This is a genomic window from Paenibacillus alba (genome assembly GCF_013204855.1).
GTDB lineage: Bacteria > Bacillota > Bacilli > Paenibacillales > NBRC-103111 > Paenibacillus_E > Paenibacillus_E alba.
Genome location: NZ_JABMKZ010000020.1, coordinates 54,471 through 74,726, shown reverse-complemented (window position 1 = coordinate 74,726; position 20,256 = coordinate 54,471). Strand labels below are relative to the sequence as shown.

Here is a 20,256-nt window from a genome sequence, read left to right as displayed (position 1 = left end):
GAGTTGAGTATTTCTGAAGCAGATATTAGGGCGATCGTCGCGCAAGTGATCGGTAAACTTCAGAATGAAACGGCCGCTCCGGCTCCAGAAGCCGCTCATGCAGCTTATGAGCACGGAGTGTTCGCAACAGTTGATGAAGCGGTCGACGCTGCAAGTCTTGCATTTGGAAAGTTCTCGTTGTTACCCCTTGCTCAAAGGGAAACCATTATCCGCAAGATGCGGGAAACCAGTCTTGCTCATGCAGCGGAATTGGCCGAGCTGGCTGTTAAGGAAACGGGGCTTGGAAGAGTTCAAGACAAACTTGCCAAAAACAAGCTTGCAGCGGAAAAAACACCTGGCATCGAAGATTTGTTTTCACAATCATTCAGCGGTGACAACGGGTTGACCTTGCTCGAATGCTCCCCATTCGGAGTGATTGGCTCAATCACACCGACGACGAATCCTGCAGCTACGATGATTAACAACAGTATTTCGATGGTATCAGCAGGCAATGCGGTCGTGTACAACCCGCATCCAAGTGCCAAAAAGGTTTCCATCAAGGCGATGCAGCTGCTCAACCAAGCTATTGTCGCCGCAGGCGGTCCGGAGAATATGCTGACCAGCGTTCTGATGCCTACTTTGGATACAAGCGAACAGTTGATGAAGCATCCGAACATTCAGGCGTTAGTCGTAACCGGCGGCGGGGCCGTCGTGAAAGCAGCGCTTACTTCAGGCAAGAAGGTGATCGCGGCGGGTCCGGGGAATCCCCCTGTTGTCGTCGATGAAACCGCAGATTTAAAGCAAGCTGGCAGAGATATCGTGCTGGGGGCCAGCTTCGACAATAACGTTCTATGTACAGCGGAGAAGGAAGTCTTCGTCGTTGAATCCGTAGCCAACGGGCTAAAAGCGGAGATGCTCAAGAACGGTGCCTATGAGTTAAAAGGATATCAGTTAACGAAGCTGTTGGACGTTATTTTAACGAAACATCCTGAGAAGGAAAAATATTTTCCTAACAAAGACTATGTAGGTAAAGACGCTAGCCATATCTTGCAAGCAATCGGTATTCAAACAGATGATTCTACTAAGCTCATTATCGCTGAGACACCTGAGAATCATCCGCTTGTGAATACGGAAATGCTCATGCCGGTTCTCCCGATTGTACGTGTTCCCAATGTGGATATGGCCATACAATACGCAGTCAAGGCAGAAAAGGGAAACCGTCATACGGCCATCATGCATTCGCAGAACATCACCCAGTTGTCGAAAATGGAGAAGGCGCTTCAGGCTACGATTTTTGTCAAAAATGGCCCGTCTTATAGCGGTCTCGGCTTCGGTGGCGAAGGGTTTACAACGTTGACCATCGCCGGTCCTACTGGGGAAGGGTTAACCTCCGCACGCACGTTCACTAGAAAACGTAGATCTGTGCTGGTGACTAAGGAGACATAAGTATGGCAAGAGCTGTAACATCTCGAAGAACTACTCATAGTACCATAAGTAATCCAGCACAACCCATAAACCAACTAAACCAACATACAGGAGGAATAACGAATATGAAAGAAGCATTAGGCATGATCGAAACTAAAGGACTTGTAGGGGCAATTGAAGCTGCGGACGCCATGGTGAAAGCTGCAAACGTAACACTAATCGGTAAAACTCTTACAGGTGGAGGTCTTGTTGCTGTTATGGTTCGCGGTGACGTAGGAGCTGTTAAAGCCGCTACGGAAGCAGGTTCCGAAGCAGCGCGAAGAGTAGGGGAAGTTGTATCCGTACACGTCATTCCTAGACCGCACAACGACGTAGAAATCATTTTACCGCAATCCAAATCGGAGTAGTCGTAATCCATGGATAGCGCTTTAGAGAAGCATATAAGACAAGTCGTGCAGCAGGTCCTATCCTCCATTGAGCTGACAGATATCACGGAGCAGCCGTCCATTGGACGCAGCAAGCCATTAATCGTTGCTAACTGGAAAATGAACATGACTTTGCAGGAAGCGAGGGAGTTTTTCAGCCAGCTGAATGATGCCCCTTACGAGCATTGCGAAGCTGTCTGCTGCCCGCCTTCCCCACTGCTTTATCCGCTTAAGGAGCTCATGCAGCAAGCTGGGATTTCCTTAGGTGCACAAAATATCCATGAGAAGCCAAAAGGGGCTCACACGGGAGAAGTGCATGGCGAATTGTTGTTCGAACTAGGCTGCAGCCATGTCATCATCGGCCATTCTGAGCGTAGAGCAGCGGGAGAAACGGATGAACAGGTCGCTGCCAAGGTGCATCAAGCCATCGAGAATTCCTTGATTCCCATCGTATGCGTTGGCGAGACGCAGCTGCAGCGTGAGCTGGGGCTGACGAAAGAGGTCATTCGCACGCAAGTTGAATCTGCGTTTGCCAAAGTGACGGAGGGGCGCAGTCATGTCATCATCGCTTATGAGCCGATATGGGCGATTGGGACCGGTAAAACGGCTCAACCGTCGGATGCTCAAGACATTCATCGAGAGATCAGACAGATGCTTGCCGAGAAAAAAGGTATTGATTTTGCAAACGAGGTTCCGATCTTGTATGGTGGTTCGGTAAGTGCGAGCAACATCAAGGAGCTTTGTGCCAGAGAAGATATTGACGGGGCTCTCGTCGGAGGGGCCAGTCTGCAAGCAAACTCTTTTGAAGCCATTCTAAAGGCGCTTAGGTAAGGAGTCGAACATAGATGAAAACAGTCGCTATTGGTTGTGACCATGGTGGTTTAGAATTAAAGGAAGATATTAAAGCGTACTTGACAGAGCTCGGGTACCCAATCATTGACTTTGGCTGCTACGATAAACAGGCGGTTGATTATCCGGACATTGCCTTTCTTGTTGCGGAAGCTACGGCAACCAATGACAATTACGTCGGTATTATGATTGACGGAGTCGGGATCGGCAGTACGATGACGGCGAACAAAGTACCAGGTATTCGCTGCGCTTTATGCTGGGATTTATCTACTGTTATCAACAGCCGTGATCATAACAATGCGAATATGCTTGCTATCGGTGGTCAACTTATCGGTAAAGGGTTGGCTAGACAGTTGGTTAAAACATGGCTCGATACTCCATTTTCAGGCGGAAGGCACGACAAACGGGTTACCAAAATCATGGAAGTCGAGAGTCGCTTCCTAAAAAGATTCAGGTAGGGGATTATCATGTTCTTGGGAAAAGTGATCGGTACCGTTGTTTGCACGCATAAAGATGAGAGTCTGACCGGACTCAAGCTGTTGATCGTCCAACCGATGAAGGATGAGCACACCAAGGCGGGAAAATCAATGGTTGTAATCGATACCCATGGAGCAGCCGGTTACGATGATCTGGTTTATTTGGCAAAAAGCAGAGACTCCTCCTTACCGCTAGGTTTGGATTTAGTCGCGACAGATGCAGGTATTATGGGAATTGTTGAAAACTATAACGTGATCAAACATGGAGGTGCTCATTCATGAGTAGTGCTTTGGGAATGATTGAAACAAAAGGTATCGTAGGTTCCATCGAAGCTTTGGATGCGATGGTTAAGGCGGCGAATGTGTCGGTAGTGGGCAAAGTACTGGTTGGCGGCGGCATTGTCACGGTATTGGTAAGGGGAGATGTTGGAGCTGTTAAAGCGGCCACCGATGCAGGGGCAGAAGCAGCTCAACGAGTAGGGGAACTGCTTTCCGTTCATGTGATTCCAAGACCTCATAGCGATGTGGAGAAACTTTTGCCGAAATCGGGCGAGTAATCCATGAAAATGTGCAAAGTGCTCGGCAACATCGTCGCTACGATCAAAACACAAAGTCATCACGGATTGAAACTTATGGTCGTCCAATCCGTAGATACTAAGGGTGAAACTTACTCTGATCCGTTTATCGCTGTTGATTGCGCGCAGGCCGGAGTTGGCGACATCGTTTTGGTCGTAGAGGAAGGCGGTTCCGCGCGCGAGGTCATGAAACGGCCTGAAGGAGCTGTGGATGCAGTTATAGTAGGGATTATCGACGATCTAAATAAATAGAGAAAAATGAAGCGGAGGAGAACGAAAGTGGAAGTGGAGAAACTCATAGAACAAATTACACAAAAAGTACTTGCACAAGTTAGCAATCAGCAAACAAATACGGGTTCTGCCAGTGTTAAAGCAAGTGAAGGAAATGGCTCCGGATCTTCTTTCGGACAGAAAGCGCCATTCATGACAGGGCCGGAAATTGCCCGTAAAATTGACCATACTTTGTTGAAGCCTGATGCGACAAAAGATGAAATTATTAAGGTATGCAGCGAAGCCAAACAGCATAATTTTGCAACAGTATGTATTAATCCTTATTGGGTACCTTTGGCAGCTGCGGAGCTGGCTGGTTCTAAAGTCGGCATTACGACAGTTGTCGGTTTCCCTTTGGGAGCGACAACGACTTTCTCCAAAATGGCCGAAACCCGCGATGCAATTGCAAACGGGGCAACGGAAATTGACATGGTTATGAATATCGGCGCACTCAAATCCGGTGATCTGAACACGGTGAAGAAGGATATTGAAGGTGTCGTTCTAGCTGCTAACGGTCAGGCTGTCGTTAAGGTTATTCTGGAAACAGGTCTCTTAACGGACGAAGAAAAGGTGAAGGCATGCTCGATTTGCAAAATGGCTGGAGCCGACTTCGTCAAAACCTCGACTGGTTTCGGTCACGGAGGAGCTACGGTTGAAGATATCGCTTTGATGAGAAAAACCGTGGGTCCAGAGATGGGTGTGAAAGCATCCGGTGGAGTCCGGGATATTGATACAGCTCGTAAAATTATTGCTGCCGGCGCTACCCGTATTGGTGCTAGCTCGAGTGTCGCCTTAGTTACAGGCGGTAAAGGCGAGGGTTACTAACAGTAAGATGCACAGATATCATGGAGGGGTTATCCATTAAGGATAATCCCTCTTTTTGCAATCCTGGGAATTAATCTCCGCTGAATTCGTTAGATGATTCAGGAAATGAACCGACCTTGTGCCATGGAGTGTGGAGTTGAAGTGATTGGGAACTGTGGTCCGCCGCGTGACTTGCTTTCAAGGTTGCTCGGGTTATAAACCTCTACGTAGTTTTTTGAAAGCCTAATCCATATATCGCGGCAGTTGTTCTTTAAATACGGTCTGCCGATTTTAGTACATACTAGAAATCCAAGGTCTTGATAATCCACTGATTGCAGCATCAACCCAAATTCAGACACAAAAAGTTTACAAGTCAGCAACGTACAGGATACAAGTAAGCCTTAAACTTAGTAGCGAAACGTATTGCCCCGTTATGACAACAAGCTACTGTTGGTTGTACATTTTGCAGTGTTTATGTGGAGGACGAATGGAGAAAACGAAAATTTTAATTATCGAGGATGAGGCAGCCATTGCGGATTTGCTCGAGTATGGGTTGAACAAGGAAGGATATTTGACCAAGAAGGCACAAACAGGAGCCGAGGGTTGGAACATACTGGAGACGTTTAAGCCGGACTTGCTGCTGCTGGATTGGATGCTGCCGGACGAGAGCGGCCTGGACATTTGCAAAAAAGTGACGGCAGCTTATAACATGCCGATTGTTATGATTACGGCGAAATCGGATATAACCGATAAAATACTAGGTCTGGAATTCGGAGCGGACGATTATATTACGAAGCCTTTTGATCTACGGGAAGTTGTAGCCCGAATTCGAACGATTTTACGGCGAATCGCCCAAGCGAATCGGACGAGCATGGAATCCAAAGAGGAGCTTATTCGAATCAAGGATATTGCGATTTCTACAGCGGAGCGAATGGTCCAAAAAAATGATGAATGGATTGATTTGACGCCCAAGGAATATGACCTCCTGATGATGCTGTACCAGTACAGGGGGAGAATCTTTACCCGGACGGAACTGCTGGATACGGTCTGGGGATACGATTATGCCGGGGATACGAGAACGGTCGATACGCATATTCAACGGCTGCGCAAAAAGCTGGGCTGCAGCGACTTGATCACTACGGTATTCAGTATCGGCTATAAATTCGAGAAGTAGGTGGGTTCTAAGCATGTTTCGCACCATTGGAGCCAAGCTGTTCATCGGGTTCTTTTTGATTTTCTTAGTTTTCTTTTTGATCTTGAATCAGATGGTGGCAAAAAATATTGAATCCGGCAATCGTAAGATCATAACCGATAGCTTGGTTGGACTGAAGAACAACAGTAATGCCTATGTACGGCAATCTTTCATGATCCACCATTTTGCCAACGACGAGCTTTATTTCGGACAAATGGCTGAAGAAATGGCGAAAGATTTGCAGCATGATGTCTCCTCTAGCATTGGCATGTATGATTTAACCGGGGAGCTGCTGTTTGCCTCTGATCCAAAGATTTTTTGGGCAGGCGGAGACGACTTGAATCAGGCGCTGCAAGGCAAGACGGCTTACAGCATTTCCTACGAAAATGGTACCGCATCCGTCCTCTTTTCCTACCCCGTCATCGTCGATGGAAGCAAGGTAGGGATTATCCGCTTCGCCAAGGACTTCACGCTGCTCTACGAGCAAAGCACTCAGATTCAGCGCACGATTTTTACGATTGCAATGGCGGTATTCGCAGCGGCTTTCCTGTTCTCCTATTTGTTATCCCGCCATATCACTGTTCCTTTAGTGAAATTGACCAAAGCGTCCACGGAAGTCATGAATGGCAATCTGGACACCCGTCTCACGTTTCGACGCAAAGATGAAATCGGCAAGCTTGCCGCTAATTTCAGCAGGATGATTGAAAAGCTTCGGGACCAGTTCGCCAAAATTGAGAAGGATCGAGATCGGCTAGAGGCGTTGAATCTAGTGCGCAAGCAGTTTTTCGATAATGTGACCCATGAGTTGAAAACCCCGCTGACTACGATTATGGGCTATGCGACTATTATCCGAGAGAACGAAGCGCAAGATCCTGTTTTATTCGATAAAGGGATGAAGCATATTATAGATGAGAGCAACCGGCTGCATGAGCTGGTGTTGAAGCTGCTTGAAATGTCGAAGGAATCCGCTGATCCGGACTCATTCGCGCTTGTCGACTCGGGGCTTGTTTTGCGAGACGTCTGCGAGACGATGATGATCAAAGCTCAGCGGTATAAGAAGACCATTCGCTGTGAAGGCGAGGAAGGCTTATTCGTTCATGGACATGCCGACAAACTGCGGCAGCTGTTTATTAATTTGCTCGATAACGCGATCAAATACGGGTATGCTCATACGGACATTGTAGCGAGCGCTAGACTTACGTCCGGCTACGTACGATTTACATTTTCCAATCAAGGACCGACGATAAGCCCCGAGCATCTCAGCCGTATTGTCGAGCCATTTTATCAGGCTGATCCTGTTAGTCATGGAGTGGGAAGCGTTGGTTTAGGGCTTAGCATTAGCAAAGGTATCGTAGAGGAGCATCAAGGGAGCATCCGCTTTACTAGCGAATTAGAGCAAACGAATGTTTATATTGACATCCCTTATAGAACAGAGAGGGTGCTGGAATGAGCAAACGAGGCGCGGAGTTGTTCGTTCTTCTCATGATTGTATCCGTCATGCTGACGGGTTGTTTACGAGAAACACGGTCTGAGACGATCATTATTCCGGATTCAGGGGATGAGGCAGCAACAAACGAGAAGAATGAACTGTTTGACGTCAAGACCATCTACCGCGTTTTGGACAAAAGCACGGAATCCGCGATGCCATTAGGGTGGATGGATCAAGATGCGTTGCTTAGCCTTTTTGGGGAGCAAACCAGCTCAGCTAGTCTGGATCGTGTCGATTATCCTTACGAGTCTCATCTGAAATTACGAAATGCGGATATGCAGGCAAACCATATTACCTTATCCCCTAACGGTCAAGTTGTTGCTTCCACCGTACGGAAGGACGACGGCACTTATGCCGTGATTTTGGTTTCACTTACTGATCAGCAGCAGACAAGTATAGGGCGCATATCGAATGAACAGATTGTATCCGTCAAATTCGGATGGTCAAATAATGGTCGGTACCTCATCTATATCACCCGCAGTGGAGTGAACGGAGAAGCCCAGATCAGCGTGTACGATACGACGGGGAATATGATGAAAGGCTATACGTTCACGGGATGGAACCCGAAGGATACAATCAGCTCGGTCCATATTGCCGACGATGCCCAAAGTATGGCGGTTGTCAAAACGACTGACAAGCTTTCCTACGTCCAATTCGGTACATGGAACGAAACCGAATTTGCAAGCAAATATGAACATCTCGTTGCACGCGACAGTGGGGTGGAATGGATTCATAACGACCAAATCGCGTTCATTGGTCCGGAAGGCACCTTATATGCGTATGACCGACGAAATACTGCGCTTTCCATTTTAATAGAGCAGATCGGCATGTTCCGCCTATCGCCGGATCGCAAATATATCGCGTACTCGCAGGATAAGGACACGCTGTATGTGGCTTCGCTGTACGGAAACAATGTGTTGAACAAAACTCAAATTTTTAAAGGAATTGTGCCTGCACAGATGAATTGGAGTCCTGACAACGGGAAGCTGCTGCTTAGCGGCTTGAAAGCTTACGAACAAGATCAGCCTCGTGTGGTTATAGCGCCTGGAGTCATAAGCAATCAAAATATGGTGATCGAGTTCAAATAAACTTGATCGTAATTAACCCCCTGCCTTTACTTAAAGGCGGGGGTTTCTTATTATCCTACGCGTACAGACACAGGTGGTCGTTTTCTGTACACATTAAGTTGACAAGTTGGAGAAGTGATGGTGACATCTATGGATTATATTGATTTTGTAGATACATAATCATATGACATGGATGGTGGAATCGAACATGAATAAACAACGATATTGGATAGGACTTAGCCTAAGTGTGGTTATGCTTGTGATGTCGGCTTGCACTTCAAGCACGATCGGCGGCAGAACGAATGGGACGACTGTTCCCAATACGGGGGAAGCGGGGAAGGCTATATCTCCGCAAGAGACGGGAACGACTCCAGAGAGTTTATCAAAAGGCGGGAAAAAGACAATCGTGTTTTCCACCTTTTATCTGGACAAGGGAGTGAAGGAAGCCAAGATCAAATATGAAGCTGCTCATCCGAATATTACCATTGATCTTCGACACGTGGAGACAGATGATGCACACGCGGAAGCTGAGCTCAAGAAATACGTCACGGCGACGAATACAGCAATGTTGTCGGGCAAAGGTCCTGACATGCTTACCTTGGATATGCTTCCGAGCGAGAAGTATGTGGGCCAGCATCTGCTTGCTGATCTTAACGGGATGCTGAAAAAGAACCCCTCATTTATCAAGGGCGATTATTACAACAATATCCTGGAGAACAGCCAAACGAATGGCGCCCTCTATGGCTTGCCGCTCGCTTTTTTTCTAAACGTGATGATCGGTGACGAAGGAGCCATTAAGCAAAGCGGCGTACAGATCGACGATAAAAACTGGACATGGGAAAAGTATGCCGAGACTCTAAAGCAAATGAGTCAAAAAGAACCGTTCAAATCGGGACGCGGCGGAGTTGGAAATATGATTGTTTTACCGCCAAAAACAAAACAAGAACCGATGCAAACGCTGCTGAAAGAAATGGTGAAAGAGAATTATGGACGTTTCGTTAATGAGGATCGCCGAACGGCCAACTTCGAATCTAAGGCATTTACGGATATGATGGCGCAGGTCAAAAAGTTGGTCGATGACGGACTCGACTTAAGCAGCCTCAGTTCTATGTTTAGGACAGATAATGTGAATTCAGCATCGGCTTATCTCGAAATGATCAAAGAAACCGGCAAGCAAGCGAGATTATACGCCAAGCCACGCGCAGAGGGAACGAAAGCCGGAGGTTACTTCTATCCGTATCAAATTATCGGAATCAACGAGAAATCGCCGGTGAAACAAGAGGCAATGGATTTTCTTCAGTTCCTGATGTCGGAGGAATTGCAGTCAACAGCTGAACGGGCAGGGTTTCCGATTCATAAAAAGGCATACGAGAAACAAGTGCAGCAGCTCTTGACGAAGGGAACGATCAAAGCCTATGAGGAAGGTCCACTGAAAGGACAGTCGTTTCCAGTCGATCCTGCGCAGATCAAGGTTTTGGAAAATTACTTGACGGAAGCGATTTATCCTGTTGCGTTCCAGCCTTCCAAGATAGAAGAAATCGTCTTCAAGGAGAGCCAAGCCTTCTTCAGCGGTCAGAAATCGGCGCCCGATGTAGCTAAGCTGATTCAGAATAAGGTTACGACTTATTTGAATGAATAAATTTCAGTTGTCGGCTTGGCTTGGCAAGGACGGAATAGCAGCATGGATTTTCTTGGCACCGAGCGCGGTTGGCTTTATTTTATTCTACTTGATCCCTTTTGGAGGGGGGATCTTTTATTCTTTTACAGACTCAACGCTCGGTGGATCTTTTGTTGGCATCGACAATTATGCCGATCTGCTAAGTAGCAAGTCGTTTCACAAAGCGGCGACGAATACTTTGATTTTCACGGGTGTGAGTGTCCCGCTGCTTATTATTTTGTCCTTATCCCTCGCGCTCCTGTTGAATCAGCGGCTGCCTATGCGGAATTGGTTGCAGACATCTTTTATTTTACCGCTCGTCGTGCCAGTCGCTTCTATTATTATGGTTTGGCAAATCTTCTTCGATTGGAACGGTACCTTGAATGCTTGGATGCACAGCCGTCAGTGGGGACGGATAGATTGGCTGCAATCGGAAGGTGCAATGGGGGTGCTGGTGTTCTTGTATATATGGAAAAACATCGGGTATAACATGATCTTGTTTCTGGCGGGACTTCAAGCGATTCCCACCTCTTATTATGAGACGGCACGGATTGAAGGGGCGAGCAAGCTGCGCCAGTTGATTCATATCACACTCGTATATTTGACGCCTACGATGGTTTTTGTCGTGCTGATCTCGATTATCAATTCGTTTAAAGTGTTTCGAGAAACTTACTTTCTTGCGGGCGATTATCCGTATGACCGGATCTATATGCTGCAGCACTATATGAACAATATGTTTTTTTCGCTGGATATTCAAAAGCTCACAGCTGCTGCCACGCTCATGGTCGGCTGCATCCTGATGCTGGTGTTCATTTTGCTGGCTGTAGAGCGGCGGTTCCAGTCGTTTATGGAGTGAGAGGAGGGATGGAGCAAATGAAGCGCCATTTGCTTGCGATAGGCTTGACCTTCCTATTAGGGATAGGGGCGCTGTTAACGCTAGTTCCAATCGTGCTGACGGTAACGAATTCACTGATGACCGAACATGAGATAGGACTGAATTATGATCTCCTCGGTGAGATGACGGATGAGGCAGCGGGTGAAAAGGATGTATTCGTGAATCTGAAATGGATTCCAGATTGGGTATCCTTTGAACAATATGCAGAAGTGCTAGTGCGAAATCCGAAGTTTCTTCAGATGTTCTGGAACTCGGTAGGCATGGTAGTTCCGATTATCGTCGGACAGATCGTTGTTGCGTCGCTAGCGGCATATGCGTTTGCCAAGCTACGCTTTCGAGGAAGGGACAAATGGTTTGTGTTCTATCTTATGACGATGCTTATGCCATTCCAAGTTACGCTGGTACCGAATTATATTATTCTCGATGAGCTGGGGCTCCTGAATACGCGGGCTGCAATCATCTTGCCAGGCATCTTCGGTGCATTCGGCGTATTCATGCTGCGTCAATTCATGATCCATCTTCCAAGCTCATTAATGGAAGCAGCCAAAATGGACGGAGCGGGGCACTTCACAATATTCAGCCGAATTATTTTGCCGCTCGTGAAACCAGGTTTAGCCGCGTTAACGGTGCTGTTGTTCGTTGATTACTGGAACATGGTCGAACAGCCGCTCATTTTTTTGCAGGATGTGACCAAACAGCCGCTATCGCTTTATTTGTCCCAGATCAGCAAAGAAGCTCGGGGTGTCATCTTCGCTGCGTCTGTGTTATTTATGAGTCCGATCGTTGTCCTGTTTTTGCATGCAAAAACGCATTTTATAGAAGGGATTCAACTTTCCGGGATAAAGGGATAAAGAGCAGGAGGAAGCAAATTGGAATTACAGACGAACGACGTAAGCTTCGTAAACCCCAAACGCTGGCTTCGTCTAATTACCGGCTTACTGATCGCCTTCCTAGTGATCTGCACCTTACTCAGCAACACGCTATACGCTTTGACGCTGCCGAAAGTAACAACGCAAGTGGTGAATCAGGGACCGCTCAATCAAACATTCAAAGGCAGTAATAGCATCAAGCCAGCGGAAGTCAGAGATGTAACGGGACAGGCCGGTTGGAACGTTAAGAAGGTGCTGGTGCGGGTAGGAGACGTTGTCCAGCAAGGACAGCCGCTTGTACAATACAGCAATGACGAAGCTGAGCAGCAACTTGTGCTGGAGCAGGCTGCGCTGGACAAACTCCAGTTGTCGGTAGAGAAATTGGAGTACGTTTATATCGAATCGGAGCGTAACGAGGATAAGGGGGCTATCCTTACCGCCAAGGCTGCTTTGGAAAGCAGCAAGATCGACATCAGCCTGCAGCAAAAAAACATACTCGACTTGCAGGCAAAGCTTAGCTCGCATAAGATCATGAAGGCTCCTTTTGATGGAATTGTTGCAGCGGTGAATGCCAAAGAAGGGCTATCCGCAGGCGTAGGCGTACCAGATATCCGACTTTCTAATATGCAGAGTGGGTTTCAGCTTGAATTGCAAATTCCTACAGAAATAGCCGAAAGTCTTACAATTGACGAAGTAATGGACGTTCATCTTCCTAGGCAAAACAATCGCGTCATCCAGGGGAAAGCTGCAAGTTTGGTACAAGCCGATTCCGCAGCTGAGCTAGGGACTTCTCGGTTGACGGTCCTGTTGCAGGACCCATCGCTTGTCAGTGGAGAGAGGGCAGAAGTCACTCTAACTAAAAAAGGAAAAGCCGACACATTGCTCATCTCAAGTGCCGCTATTCGGAAAGATCAAACAGGCACATTTGTTTACACGATTGAGGAAAGAAAAGGCCCGCTCGGCAACGCTTTCTATGCCACTCGCAGGACCGTTACCGTGGATAGCTCCAATGAGCATGTCGCCGCTCTCAGCGAAGGCTTGTTCAATCAGATGTCGGTGATCGTCGAGAGCAGTGAACCGCTATTGGAAGGGAGCCGAGTGCGGGTCTTAACCAAATAATCCAGTTGTCGGGGACAAGAGTTGGTATGCGCGTAATCGGGCAACCGCGTTGCAATGGAACAATGGGGAACGAACGTGGGATTGCCCATGTCATGGTTCTAGATTTCCGATAGAGTAACTGAGTTGAACAGGCAGTGCATCCACGAATGGGAACTATGTTCCCTTATTCATGATCCAAACAGCCATTTGGCTAGTCAGACGGAACTACGGTACGCTAATTTGTCTATTTTGCTGGAATTTCCTCCTAGAGAGGTGAAATAGAGGAACGTACTTCCCTTTCAGCCACAAATCGTGGATTATGGGTGAATTAGCGGATCGTAGTTCCTTTTCGTATCCAATTTATCATGCCTCCCCATATGGGGAGTTTTTTTGTTGGGGAGGCAAGCTGGCATGGTAAAATGAATTAAACCAAATAATGCACATCAATTCCACAAAATATTGGATTGTCAGGCTCATTCTCAAAGGTACAATGAATAGGATTAAATGGATTATAGGGGGCGGCAGCATGATTAAACTATTTTTGAATCGAAGCATCAAAACGAAAATCGTCTGGATTAACGTTGTGATTTCGCTGATTCCTTTGCTATTATTAGCCCTGATCTTTTATAAAACGAGTACCCAGCTATTGGAGAAAACGATGGTTCGCAACGCGGATCAGAATGCCGGTTATTTGTCCGAGTATTTGAATAAGTACTTCAACAGCTTCTCCTACTCTGCGCTGCAAGTATACGGGTTCAAAAGCATCATGAACTTAATGGAGAATGGCAGCGATTACAACAATGCGGACATCATTAATGTGAGAGATTCGCTGAGTAATTATTACCGTTTGCTGCAAAGTCAGAATGAAGATGTGATCAAAATCATGATCTACGGCAAGAAAAACAAACTCGAAGAAAGCTGGTCGAAGGCCGACACGTACGATGCCATTCAGTTGGGGAATGGCGTTCCGCATTCCGATGAACTGTTGGACTTGCCCTTTCAACATACGTTTATGACGACGTACCAAGATGCTAAGTTGGACCGGTCCTTTTTTGTTTATGGGGTCACGATTTACGATCCTTTTTATCGCAATAAGATCGGAACGGTGCTTTTTTTTGTGCAAAGCAGGGATCTTAAGAAAAGGCTGGAATCGTATAACCGCTCTCCGAATGTCATTGTTTTGCAGAACTCGCAGGCAGAGACCTTCTATCAAACGAGCAGTATTTATGAGGAGCAGGTCAAAAAGTACTCTGTACCTGAATTTCCTGTAAGCAAAGTCAAACATGAATTGAATTTTAATGACAAGCACGACCTCCTGATTGATACTTCCTATTTGGATCATGGGAACGTTCAACTTAATATTGTGTATCCCAATACGGAATTGGATAAAAATCGCAAATACATTTTGGATATCACGCTGCTGGCTTTATTTGTGGTCATCTCGTTTATCTATTTATTCTCTTTGATGTCGCAGCAATTTATTACGAAGCCGATCCACCGATTAGGCCATATGATGAAGGTCGTGCGGAATGGGGATTTCTCGGTTTCGCTCAAAGTGAATGATTGGCATGATGATATCTCGGAGCTGTCTAGGAATTTTAATTTCATGACGCGTAAAATCAGGGATTTGATCGAATCGGAATATGAGATGAAGCTCCGTAATAAGGAAGCGCAAATTATTGCTTTGCAGACACAGATTAATCCTCATTTTCTATACAATACGCTGCAAACGATTGGCGGCAAGGCGGTTCTTAACGGTGATTATGAGATTCATGAAATGTGCAGCGCTTTGGGAGATATGTTTAGATATAGTTTCTATGAAGGGAATAAGGAGTCAACGCTAAGCTTGGAGCTGCTTCATGTGAATAATTATTTATTTATCCAAAAAATTCGGTTCGAGGAGCTCCTGCAAGCGGAAATTGACGTAGCGGAGGAGTTGATGGGCTGCCAAACGATACGTTTTGTCCTTCAGCCGATTGTTGAAAATGCGATCGTTCATGCACTGGGCAAAACGTTGACGACGCAGCTGCATATTCGTTTGTCAGCCAGAAAGCAGGATGGCAGCATCTTGATTGCTGTCCAGGACGATGGACCCGGCATCGAGTCTCAAGAGCTTATCGCCTTGCAGCATATGCTGAAGATCAGATCACCGCTTGAGTATTCGGGTATTTCCATGGGGATGAAAAATGTGAATGAGCGCTTGAAGATGGTGTATGGCTCTGCATTTGGCATTGAGATCGAGAGTGCACGGGGTCAAGGAACAACGGTGTTTATAACGATTCCGTATGAAAAGCGAGGAACAAAGCCATGTATAGAGTGATGGTTGTGGATGACGAGCCGTGGGGAAGACGCTCGCTCCGTAAATTAATTGATGAGTTTTCCGCTGTTGTGGAAGTCGTGGCAGAAGCGAAGCACGGAGAAGAAGCTTTGCAGCTTATTCAGATCAGCAAGCCGCATATCGTGGTGACGGATATGAATATGCCTGTGATGGACGGCAAAGCGTTTCTGGAGCAGCTTTTTACGATCCATAAGGAGATCAAGGTGATTGTCAGCAGCGGGTATTCGGAATTTGAATATTTGAAAGCAGCTTTAACCTATCAGGTATGCGACTATGTGTTGAAGCCGGTATCGATCACGGATTTGCGAAGTGCGATCGATAAGGCGATCGAGGCGCTTCACAAAGACGGGGATCTGCTTCAGCAGCGGCACCATGCGATGGCGGTTTGGAAGCTGCAAAGAGAAGTGTTCCTTCAGCATGTCGCCAATGAGCGTATTGTCAATCAGTCCGATATGTGGCGGCAAGCGCATGAATTGAAAATAGCGCAAGCTTTCGAGGCTTATCGCGTCGTCATTCTGGCTTTTCGTCAGTTTCGGGAGGTTGCGGAAAGCAAATTTCATGGCAACGCCGATTTGCTGATGTTTAGTTTGGAAAATATGCTCGTCGAAATGATTCAAAGCGAAGCACCGCTCGTTTTTACGGCAGATGAAAGGATGAAATTATGCGTGATCATGCCAATAGGCGATGATGGTGTGGCCTATATGCGCAAGATTGTCAGCGAATTTCAGCAGGCGGCTTGCGAGATGTTGAAAATAGATACGATAATTGGCGTCAGCTCGGAGTTTAGCGGCATAGAAGCGCTGCCCAAAGCCTACGATGAAGCGCTTGCCGAGGTTTGGAACAATCCTTTCCACGGTTCAGGCTTGTCCGCTTCTATCGCCAATGCCAAAATGTCAGGCGCGGAAAGCGTGATTTTGAGCAATTTTGACATGAAGACCATCAAGCAGGCCATCGTGAGCAAAAATGACAAGGAAATGCGCAGCTTGCTGGAGCTTTTTGTACAAAAGATTGCTGCCAGCAAGCATATTCGCATTCAAGAGGTTCATTATGCGTTCACGCGGTTGTCAGAAACGATCGCCAGCGGGATGAAGGAACTAGCTGTTCCTAATCAGCCGCTGCACCAAATGATGGAGCTTCAGAGCTTAACTTACTACATGGCTAAAATGACGGCTCAGCTTGCAGAAACGTTTCAACATTGCGGCGCTCAAGACGCCGGCTTTCCCGTCAGGGAAATTACGGATTTTCTGCAAAAGCATTATTTTGAAGAGCTTAGCTTAGTGGATGTGGCGACGAGGTTTCATCTGGACCCCAGCTATTTGAGCAAGCTGTTTAAAGCGGTGACGAACGAGAATTTTATTGAATATTTGACGCGGCTTCGGATGGAAAAAGCGTGTGAGCTGCTGCGCGCCTCTGACCGCAAAGTCAATGACATTTCCGAATTGGTCGGCTATGAAAATCAACGGTATTTCAGCCATGTATTCAAAAAGTTCACGGGCCAGACGCCGTCTGAGTATCGGGAATCGTGCGGAACGAGCTGAGGAAGTACAAAAAAGTGAACATCGACATGACAAGATATTGGATTACCGCGCAGGGCGGAGAGAGCTACAATGTAGACACAGAAGAACAACAAGCTCTTCTGCATCTATCGGATGAAAAGGGGAAATTGCATGAACAAAAGGTTAAGCCTGGCGTTAACTCTGCTTCTGCTGACGACCATATTAGAGGCGTGCGGCAGCGGCGGCACGACAACTTCTGATCCTGCACCAAGTGCGGGGGCTGCAAGCACCAAAGCGCCTGCGAAAGCGGCGGAGCCGGTCACGATTACTTTTATGCATTTCAAGAGTGATGTTACGGATGGCATTCAGAAAATTGTCGATCAATTCGAGAAGCAGAATCCGACGATTAAGGTAGAGGTTCAGCCCGTCAAGTATGACGATTACTACACCCTGCTCAAAACCAAAATGGCGAGTGGCGATGTGATTGATATTTTCACGCTGAATGCGGGAAGCCAAACGAAATTGTTCGCGGACGGCGGCTATTTAATGGACATTTCAGATCAGCCTTTCATGAAAAATTTTGAGCCGAATGTGATTAAGGAGCAAGCGACGGATGGGAAGAACTATCTGATGCCGGTAAACTCCAGTCCGATTGCGGTTTTCTACAATAAGAAGATTTTCAAAGATTTGAATTTGGAAATTCCGAAAACGTACGATGCTTTGATGGCGGCAGCGAAGAAAATTAAGGATTCGGGCAAAACGCCTTTTGCGCTGGGCTGGAAAGATGCCTGGACGCTGAAGATGTGGGAAGAGCGCGATTTCCCTAGCAACACGGGACTTGTTGCCAATCAACCGGATTTCTTCAGCAAAATTGAAAAAGGTACAGCCAAATTTGCCGATAACCCGGCTGTAAAAACGACGATCGAGCATGTGAAGCAATTGTACGATTACGGCAATAAAGATCAATTGGGTGTGGATTACAACGGGGCTGTTGATCTGTTCGCCAAGGGCGATGCCGCTATGATGTATATGGGCACTTGGCCGCTGGCTGATCTGGAGAAGAAAAACCCGGATCTGTACAACAATAATCTAGGCTACTTCCCTTATCCGTTCAGCAATGATGAAGCCAAAAACAAATTGGAGTTTAACCCGGATGCGTCCTTGGCTATTGGCAGCAAATCCACGCACAAAGAAGCCGCTCTGAAATTCCTAGCTTATATGGGAAGCAAAGAAGGGGGAGACGCATGGGTAACCAATACGAAGCTGCTCAGCTATGTCAAAGGCACAAACACGAACATTGCTCCTGCGATCAACGATCTTAAACCTTATATTGACGCCGGCAAAATCTACAATTCGCAAATTTATGTGGCTAATACAAGTATTGATTGGTCCACGCAATTTTCACAAAACTTGCAGAAGTTTATTTTTAATAAAATGACGCCTGACGAAATTGTCAAGGATATGGATGCATGGGTTGAGAAGAACCATAAGTAAGTTGATGGAATATGAAAAGTAATGGAATAAGGGTCTGTTCGACGTTCATTCGGTTGATTCGTCGTGCAGACTCTCCTTATGCTGCAGTTTTTCTGCTATTTTCCATGTCAAGAAAGGACGGAATGTATGAAATCTTTGAAACGCACTTGGCAGCTTGAATCCTGGTACATCTTGTTTGTGCTTCCCGGACTGCTCCTCTTCCTATTCGCGGTGGTCGTTCCGCTAGCTATGGGGTTTAAATATTCGTTCACGAACTGGGACGGCTTGTCGGATAAGTTCCGCTATATCGGCTGGGATAACTATGTGCATGCCGTCACGGATAGCGACTTCTGGAGAGCGCTGATCAACACCTTTAAATATGCCATTATTTTGACTCTTCTGGTCAATGTTATAGCTCTGCTGCTTGCTCTTGTTCTGGATCAGTTTCTGAAATTCAGAAACATTTTTCGAACTATTTTCTTTTTGCCTAGCGTGATATCCATCGTGCTTTCCGGCTTTATTTGGAGCTATAACTACAGCAAAGGCTTGCCTAATTTATTTCATTTGTTCGGCAATGACAATGTCACAAGTCCACTGGGCAACCCCAGCTATGCCTTGTGGGGAATTATTGTTATTGCGGTGTGGCAGGGCATCGGCACTCCGATGATCATCTTCATCGCCGGCTTGCAGAATATCCCCGCCGAATTGGTGGAAAGCGCCAAAATGGACGGCGCCGGTGTGCTGCATACGTTCCGTCATGTGACGCTGCCGCTGATCGCTCCTTCTGTCACCATCAATATGGTGCTGGTGCTGACAGGCGCCTTGAAGGTATTTGATCTGGTCTATGTGACGACCAATGGCGGCCCTGCATTTTCGACAGATGTCTTATCGACCTTTATTTACCGTGCCTCCTTCACCTCGCTTAAGGGCGGGTATGCGACGGCTTTATCGATGATCTTTTTCCTCATTTTAGTGGTGGTCACCTTGATTCAATTGCAGATTTTCAGGAAAAAGGAAGTGGAAATTTAGTGAAACAGACGCATGCGATCGTATTTATCTGTATTCTGCTACTGTCACTGCTCTTTCTCTTCCCGTTCTACGTCGCTATTCTCATGTCGCTGAAGACGAGCCAGGAAACGTTCCTCTCGTTTTATGGGATTCCCTCAGCACTACATGTGGATAACTACGTTCACGCGTGGAATACCTCGCATTATCCGAGAGCAATCATGAATAGCCTGATCATTACGATTGGCTCCGTGCTGTTGATTGTAGCGGTGTCAGCGTTGGCTGGATACTCGATTGCGAGACGCAAAGGGTGGGCGTACCAGCTGATTTTTCTGCTATTTTTGGCGGGCATCATGGTTCCTTTTCAGATTACGGCGCTGCCGCTGTATAAGCTGGGCAAGCTGTTCCATATGATTAATACCCATTGGGGAATTATTTTGATTTATGGCGGTGCGGGCGTACAAACGGGCGTATTTTTCTATAACGGATTTATTAAGGCAATCTCCCGAGAGTTTGAAGAGGCGGCGAAGATTGACGGCTGCTCGGTGCCGGGCACCTTCTTTCGGATTATTTTTCCGCTGTTGAAACCAGTAACCTCGACGGTGATCGTTTTGAATGTTTTATATATCTGGAACGACTTTCTGCTTCCTCTGCTTTTCTTGCAAAAGGATAAGTTCCGCACAATTCCCTTGCAGCAATATTATTTCTTCGGGCAATACAGCAGCGATTTGAATCTTGCGTTTGCGTATGCCGTGATGGGCATGATCCCAATCGTTGTCTTTTTCCTCTTTATGCAAAAGTTTATTGTCAAAGGAATTACCGCAGGAGCGATCAAAGGGTAAGTCAAGCCTGCGAAACAAGCTTTCTGAAGAAA

At 46.7% G+C, this 20,256-nt stretch carries 21 protein-coding genes; all 21 read left to right on the top strand.

Annotated features, from left to right (window positions below; all coding sequences use genetic code 11):
- Positions 1–3 precede the first annotated feature (3 nt).
- The 21 genes from HQN90_RS22865 to HQN90_RS22765 all read left to right on the top strand — a co-directional run bounded on the left by HQN90_RS22865 (position 4) and on the right by HQN90_RS22765 (position 20,224).
- Positions 4–1,425, top strand: a complete 1,422-nt coding sequence (locus HQN90_RS22865; protein ID WP_173222975.1) for an aldehyde dehydrogenase family protein — start codon at positions 4–6, stop codon at positions 1,423–1,425.
- 104 nt (positions 1,426–1,529) lie between these two features.
- Entirely contained in the window at positions 1,530–1,811 is a 282-nt protein-coding gene (locus tag HQN90_RS22860) for a BMC domain-containing protein (protein WP_173222973.1), read from the top strand.
- Between the two features lie 9 nt (positions 1,812–1,820).
- Positions 1,821–2,660: a triose-phosphate isomerase gene (tpiA, locus tag HQN90_RS22855; protein WP_173222971.1), complete on the top strand. Its 840-nt coding sequence runs from the start codon at positions 1,821–1,823 to the stop codon at positions 2,658–2,660.
- A 14-nt stretch (positions 2,661–2,674) separates the two neighbouring features.
- Entirely contained in the window at positions 2,675–3,136 is a 462-nt protein-coding gene (gene rpiB, locus HQN90_RS22850) for a ribose 5-phosphate isomerase B (RefSeq protein ID WP_173222969.1), read from the top strand.
- Between the two features lie 9 nt (positions 3,137–3,145).
- A complete protein-coding gene (locus HQN90_RS22845) occupies positions 3,146–3,436 on the top strand; it encodes a EutN/CcmL family microcompartment protein (protein WP_173222967.1) in 291 nt (96 codons plus the stop codon).
- Positions 3,433–3,711 carry a BMC domain-containing protein gene (locus HQN90_RS22840; RefSeq protein ID WP_171682692.1) on the top strand — a complete coding sequence of 93 codons (279 nt, stop codon included), beginning with the start codon at positions 3,433–3,435 and terminating at the stop codon, positions 3,709–3,711. Before HQN90_RS22845 ends, HQN90_RS22840 begins: the two co-directional genes overlap by 4 nt.
- Before the next feature lie 3 nt (positions 3,712–3,714).
- The gene (locus HQN90_RS22835) at positions 3,715–3,981 is read left to right on the top strand and encodes a EutN/CcmL family microcompartment protein (protein ID WP_173222964.1); all 267 of its coding nucleotides are present in this window, start codon (positions 3,715–3,717) and stop codon (positions 3,979–3,981) included.
- Positions 3,982–4,152: 171 nt separating this feature from the next.
- Positions 4,153–4,824: a deoxyribose-phosphate aldolase gene (deoC, locus tag HQN90_RS22830; protein ID WP_216855423.1), complete on the top strand. Its 672-nt coding sequence runs from the start codon at positions 4,153–4,155 to the stop codon at positions 4,822–4,824.
- A 466-nt stretch (positions 4,825–5,290) separates the two neighbouring features.
- The gene (locus HQN90_RS22825) at positions 5,291–5,977 is read left to right on the top strand and encodes a response regulator transcription factor (RefSeq protein WP_173222960.1); all 687 of its coding nucleotides are present in this window, start codon (positions 5,291–5,293) and stop codon (positions 5,975–5,977) included.
- 13 nt (positions 5,978–5,990) lie between these two features.
- The gene (locus HQN90_RS22820) at positions 5,991–7,445 is read left to right on the top strand and encodes a sensor histidine kinase (protein WP_173222958.1); all 1,455 of its coding nucleotides are present in this window, start codon (positions 5,991–5,993) and stop codon (positions 7,443–7,445) included.
- Entirely contained in the window at positions 7,442–8,572 is a 1,131-nt protein-coding gene (locus HQN90_RS22815; RefSeq protein ID WP_173222956.1) for a WD40 repeat domain-containing protein, read from the top strand. Before HQN90_RS22820 ends, HQN90_RS22815 begins: the two co-directional genes overlap by 4 nt.
- 187 nt (positions 8,573–8,759) lie before the next feature.
- The gene (locus tag HQN90_RS22810) at positions 8,760–10,190 is read left to right on the top strand and encodes an ABC transporter substrate-binding protein (protein ID WP_173222955.1); all 1,431 of its coding nucleotides are present in this window, start codon (positions 8,760–8,762) and stop codon (positions 10,188–10,190) included.
- Positions 10,183–11,064: a carbohydrate ABC transporter permease gene (locus HQN90_RS22805; RefSeq protein WP_173222953.1), complete on the top strand. Its 882-nt coding sequence runs from the start codon at positions 10,183–10,185 to the stop codon at positions 11,062–11,064. Before HQN90_RS22810 ends, HQN90_RS22805 begins: the two co-directional genes overlap by 8 nt.
- Before the next feature lie 17 nt (positions 11,065–11,081).
- Positions 11,082–11,954 carry a carbohydrate ABC transporter permease gene (locus tag HQN90_RS22800; RefSeq protein ID WP_246362779.1) on the top strand — a complete coding sequence of 291 codons (873 nt, stop codon included), beginning with the start codon at positions 11,082–11,084 and terminating at the stop codon, positions 11,952–11,954.
- 18 nt (positions 11,955–11,972) lie between these two features.
- Positions 11,973–13,091 carry an efflux RND transporter periplasmic adaptor subunit gene (locus HQN90_RS22795; RefSeq protein ID WP_173222949.1) on the top strand — a complete coding sequence of 373 codons (1,119 nt, stop codon included), beginning with the start codon at positions 11,973–11,975 and terminating at the stop codon, positions 13,089–13,091.
- Positions 13,092–13,596: 505 nt separating this feature from the next.
- The gene (locus HQN90_RS22790) at positions 13,597–15,390 is read left to right on the top strand and encodes a sensor histidine kinase (RefSeq protein ID WP_173222947.1); all 1,794 of its coding nucleotides are present in this window, start codon (positions 13,597–13,599) and stop codon (positions 15,388–15,390) included.
- Positions 15,378–16,946 (top strand): response regulator transcription factor, encoded by a 1,569-nt coding sequence (locus tag HQN90_RS22785; RefSeq protein WP_173222945.1) that lies wholly within the window; start codon positions 15,378–15,380, stop codon positions 16,944–16,946. Before HQN90_RS22790 ends, HQN90_RS22785 begins: the two co-directional genes overlap by 13 nt.
- 14 nt (positions 16,947–16,960) lie before the next feature.
- Positions 16,961–17,164 (top strand): hypothetical protein, encoded by a 204-nt coding sequence (locus HQN90_RS22780; RefSeq protein WP_173222943.1) that lies wholly within the window; start codon positions 16,961–16,963, stop codon positions 17,162–17,164.
- Positions 17,076–18,398 carry an ABC transporter substrate-binding protein gene (locus tag HQN90_RS22775; protein WP_173222941.1) on the top strand — a complete coding sequence of 441 codons (1,323 nt, stop codon included), beginning with the start codon at positions 17,076–17,078 and terminating at the stop codon, positions 18,396–18,398. The genes HQN90_RS22780 and HQN90_RS22775 overlap by 89 nt, the downstream gene beginning before the upstream one ends.
- Before the next feature lie 126 nt (positions 18,399–18,524).
- A complete protein-coding gene (locus HQN90_RS22770) occupies positions 18,525–19,406 on the top strand; it encodes a carbohydrate ABC transporter permease (RefSeq protein WP_079409745.1) in 882 nt (293 codons plus the stop codon).
- Entirely contained in the window at positions 19,406–20,224 is an 819-nt protein-coding gene (locus HQN90_RS22765) for a carbohydrate ABC transporter permease (protein WP_338042367.1), read from the top strand. The genes HQN90_RS22770 and HQN90_RS22765 overlap by 1 nt, the downstream gene beginning before the upstream one ends.
- Positions 20,225–20,256: the final 32 nt, after the last annotated feature.

Coding starts and splice junctions, on each gene's coding strand:
- deoC (WP_216855423.1), top strand. CDS start 4,153: ATGACAGGGCCGGAAATTGCCCGTAAAATTGACCATACTTTGTTGAAG.
- HQN90_RS22815 (WP_173222956.1), top strand. CDS start 7,442: ATGAGCAAACGAGGCGCGGAGTTGTTCGTTCTTCTCATGATTGTATCC.
- HQN90_RS22770 (WP_079409745.1), top strand. CDS start 18,525: ATGAAATCTTTGAAACGCACTTGGCAGCTTGAATCCTGGTACATCTTG.
- HQN90_RS22790 (WP_173222947.1), top strand. CDS start 13,597: ATGATTAAACTATTTTTGAATCGAAGCATCAAAACGAAAATCGTCTGG.
- HQN90_RS22810 (WP_173222955.1), top strand. CDS start 8,760: ATGAATAAACAACGATATTGGATAGGACTTAGCCTAAGTGTGGTTATG.
- HQN90_RS22845 (WP_173222967.1), top strand. CDS start 3,146: ATGTTCTTGGGAAAAGTGATCGGTACCGTTGTTTGCACGCATAAAGAT.
- rpiB (WP_173222969.1), top strand. CDS start 2,675: ATGAAAACAGTCGCTATTGGTTGTGACCATGGTGGTTTAGAATTAAAG.
- HQN90_RS22835 (WP_173222964.1), top strand. CDS start 3,715: ATGAAAATGTGCAAAGTGCTCGGCAACATCGTCGCTACGATCAAAACA.
- HQN90_RS22800 (WP_246362779.1), top strand. CDS start 11,082: ATGAAGCGCCATTTGCTTGCGATAGGCTTGACCTTCCTATTAGGGATA.
- HQN90_RS22775 (WP_173222941.1), top strand. CDS start 17,076: ATGAACAAAAGGTTAAGCCTGGCGTTAACTCTGCTTCTGCTGACGACC.
- HQN90_RS22805 (WP_173222953.1), top strand. CDS start 10,183: ATGAATAAATTTCAGTTGTCGGCTTGGCTTGGCAAGGACGGAATAGCA.
- HQN90_RS22825 (WP_173222960.1), top strand. CDS start 5,291: ATGGAGAAAACGAAAATTTTAATTATCGAGGATGAGGCAGCCATTGCG.
- tpiA (WP_173222971.1), top strand. CDS start 1,821: ATGGATAGCGCTTTAGAGAAGCATATAAGACAAGTCGTGCAGCAGGTC.
- HQN90_RS22820 (WP_173222958.1), top strand. CDS start 5,991: ATGTTTCGCACCATTGGAGCCAAGCTGTTCATCGGGTTCTTTTTGATT.
- HQN90_RS22785 (WP_173222945.1), top strand. CDS start 15,378: ATGTATAGAGTGATGGTTGTGGATGACGAGCCGTGGGGAAGACGCTCG.
- HQN90_RS22840 (WP_171682692.1), top strand. CDS start 3,433: ATGAGTAGTGCTTTGGGAATGATTGAAACAAAAGGTATCGTAGGTTCC.
- HQN90_RS22860 (WP_173222973.1), top strand. CDS start 1,530: ATGAAAGAAGCATTAGGCATGATCGAAACTAAAGGACTTGTAGGGGCA.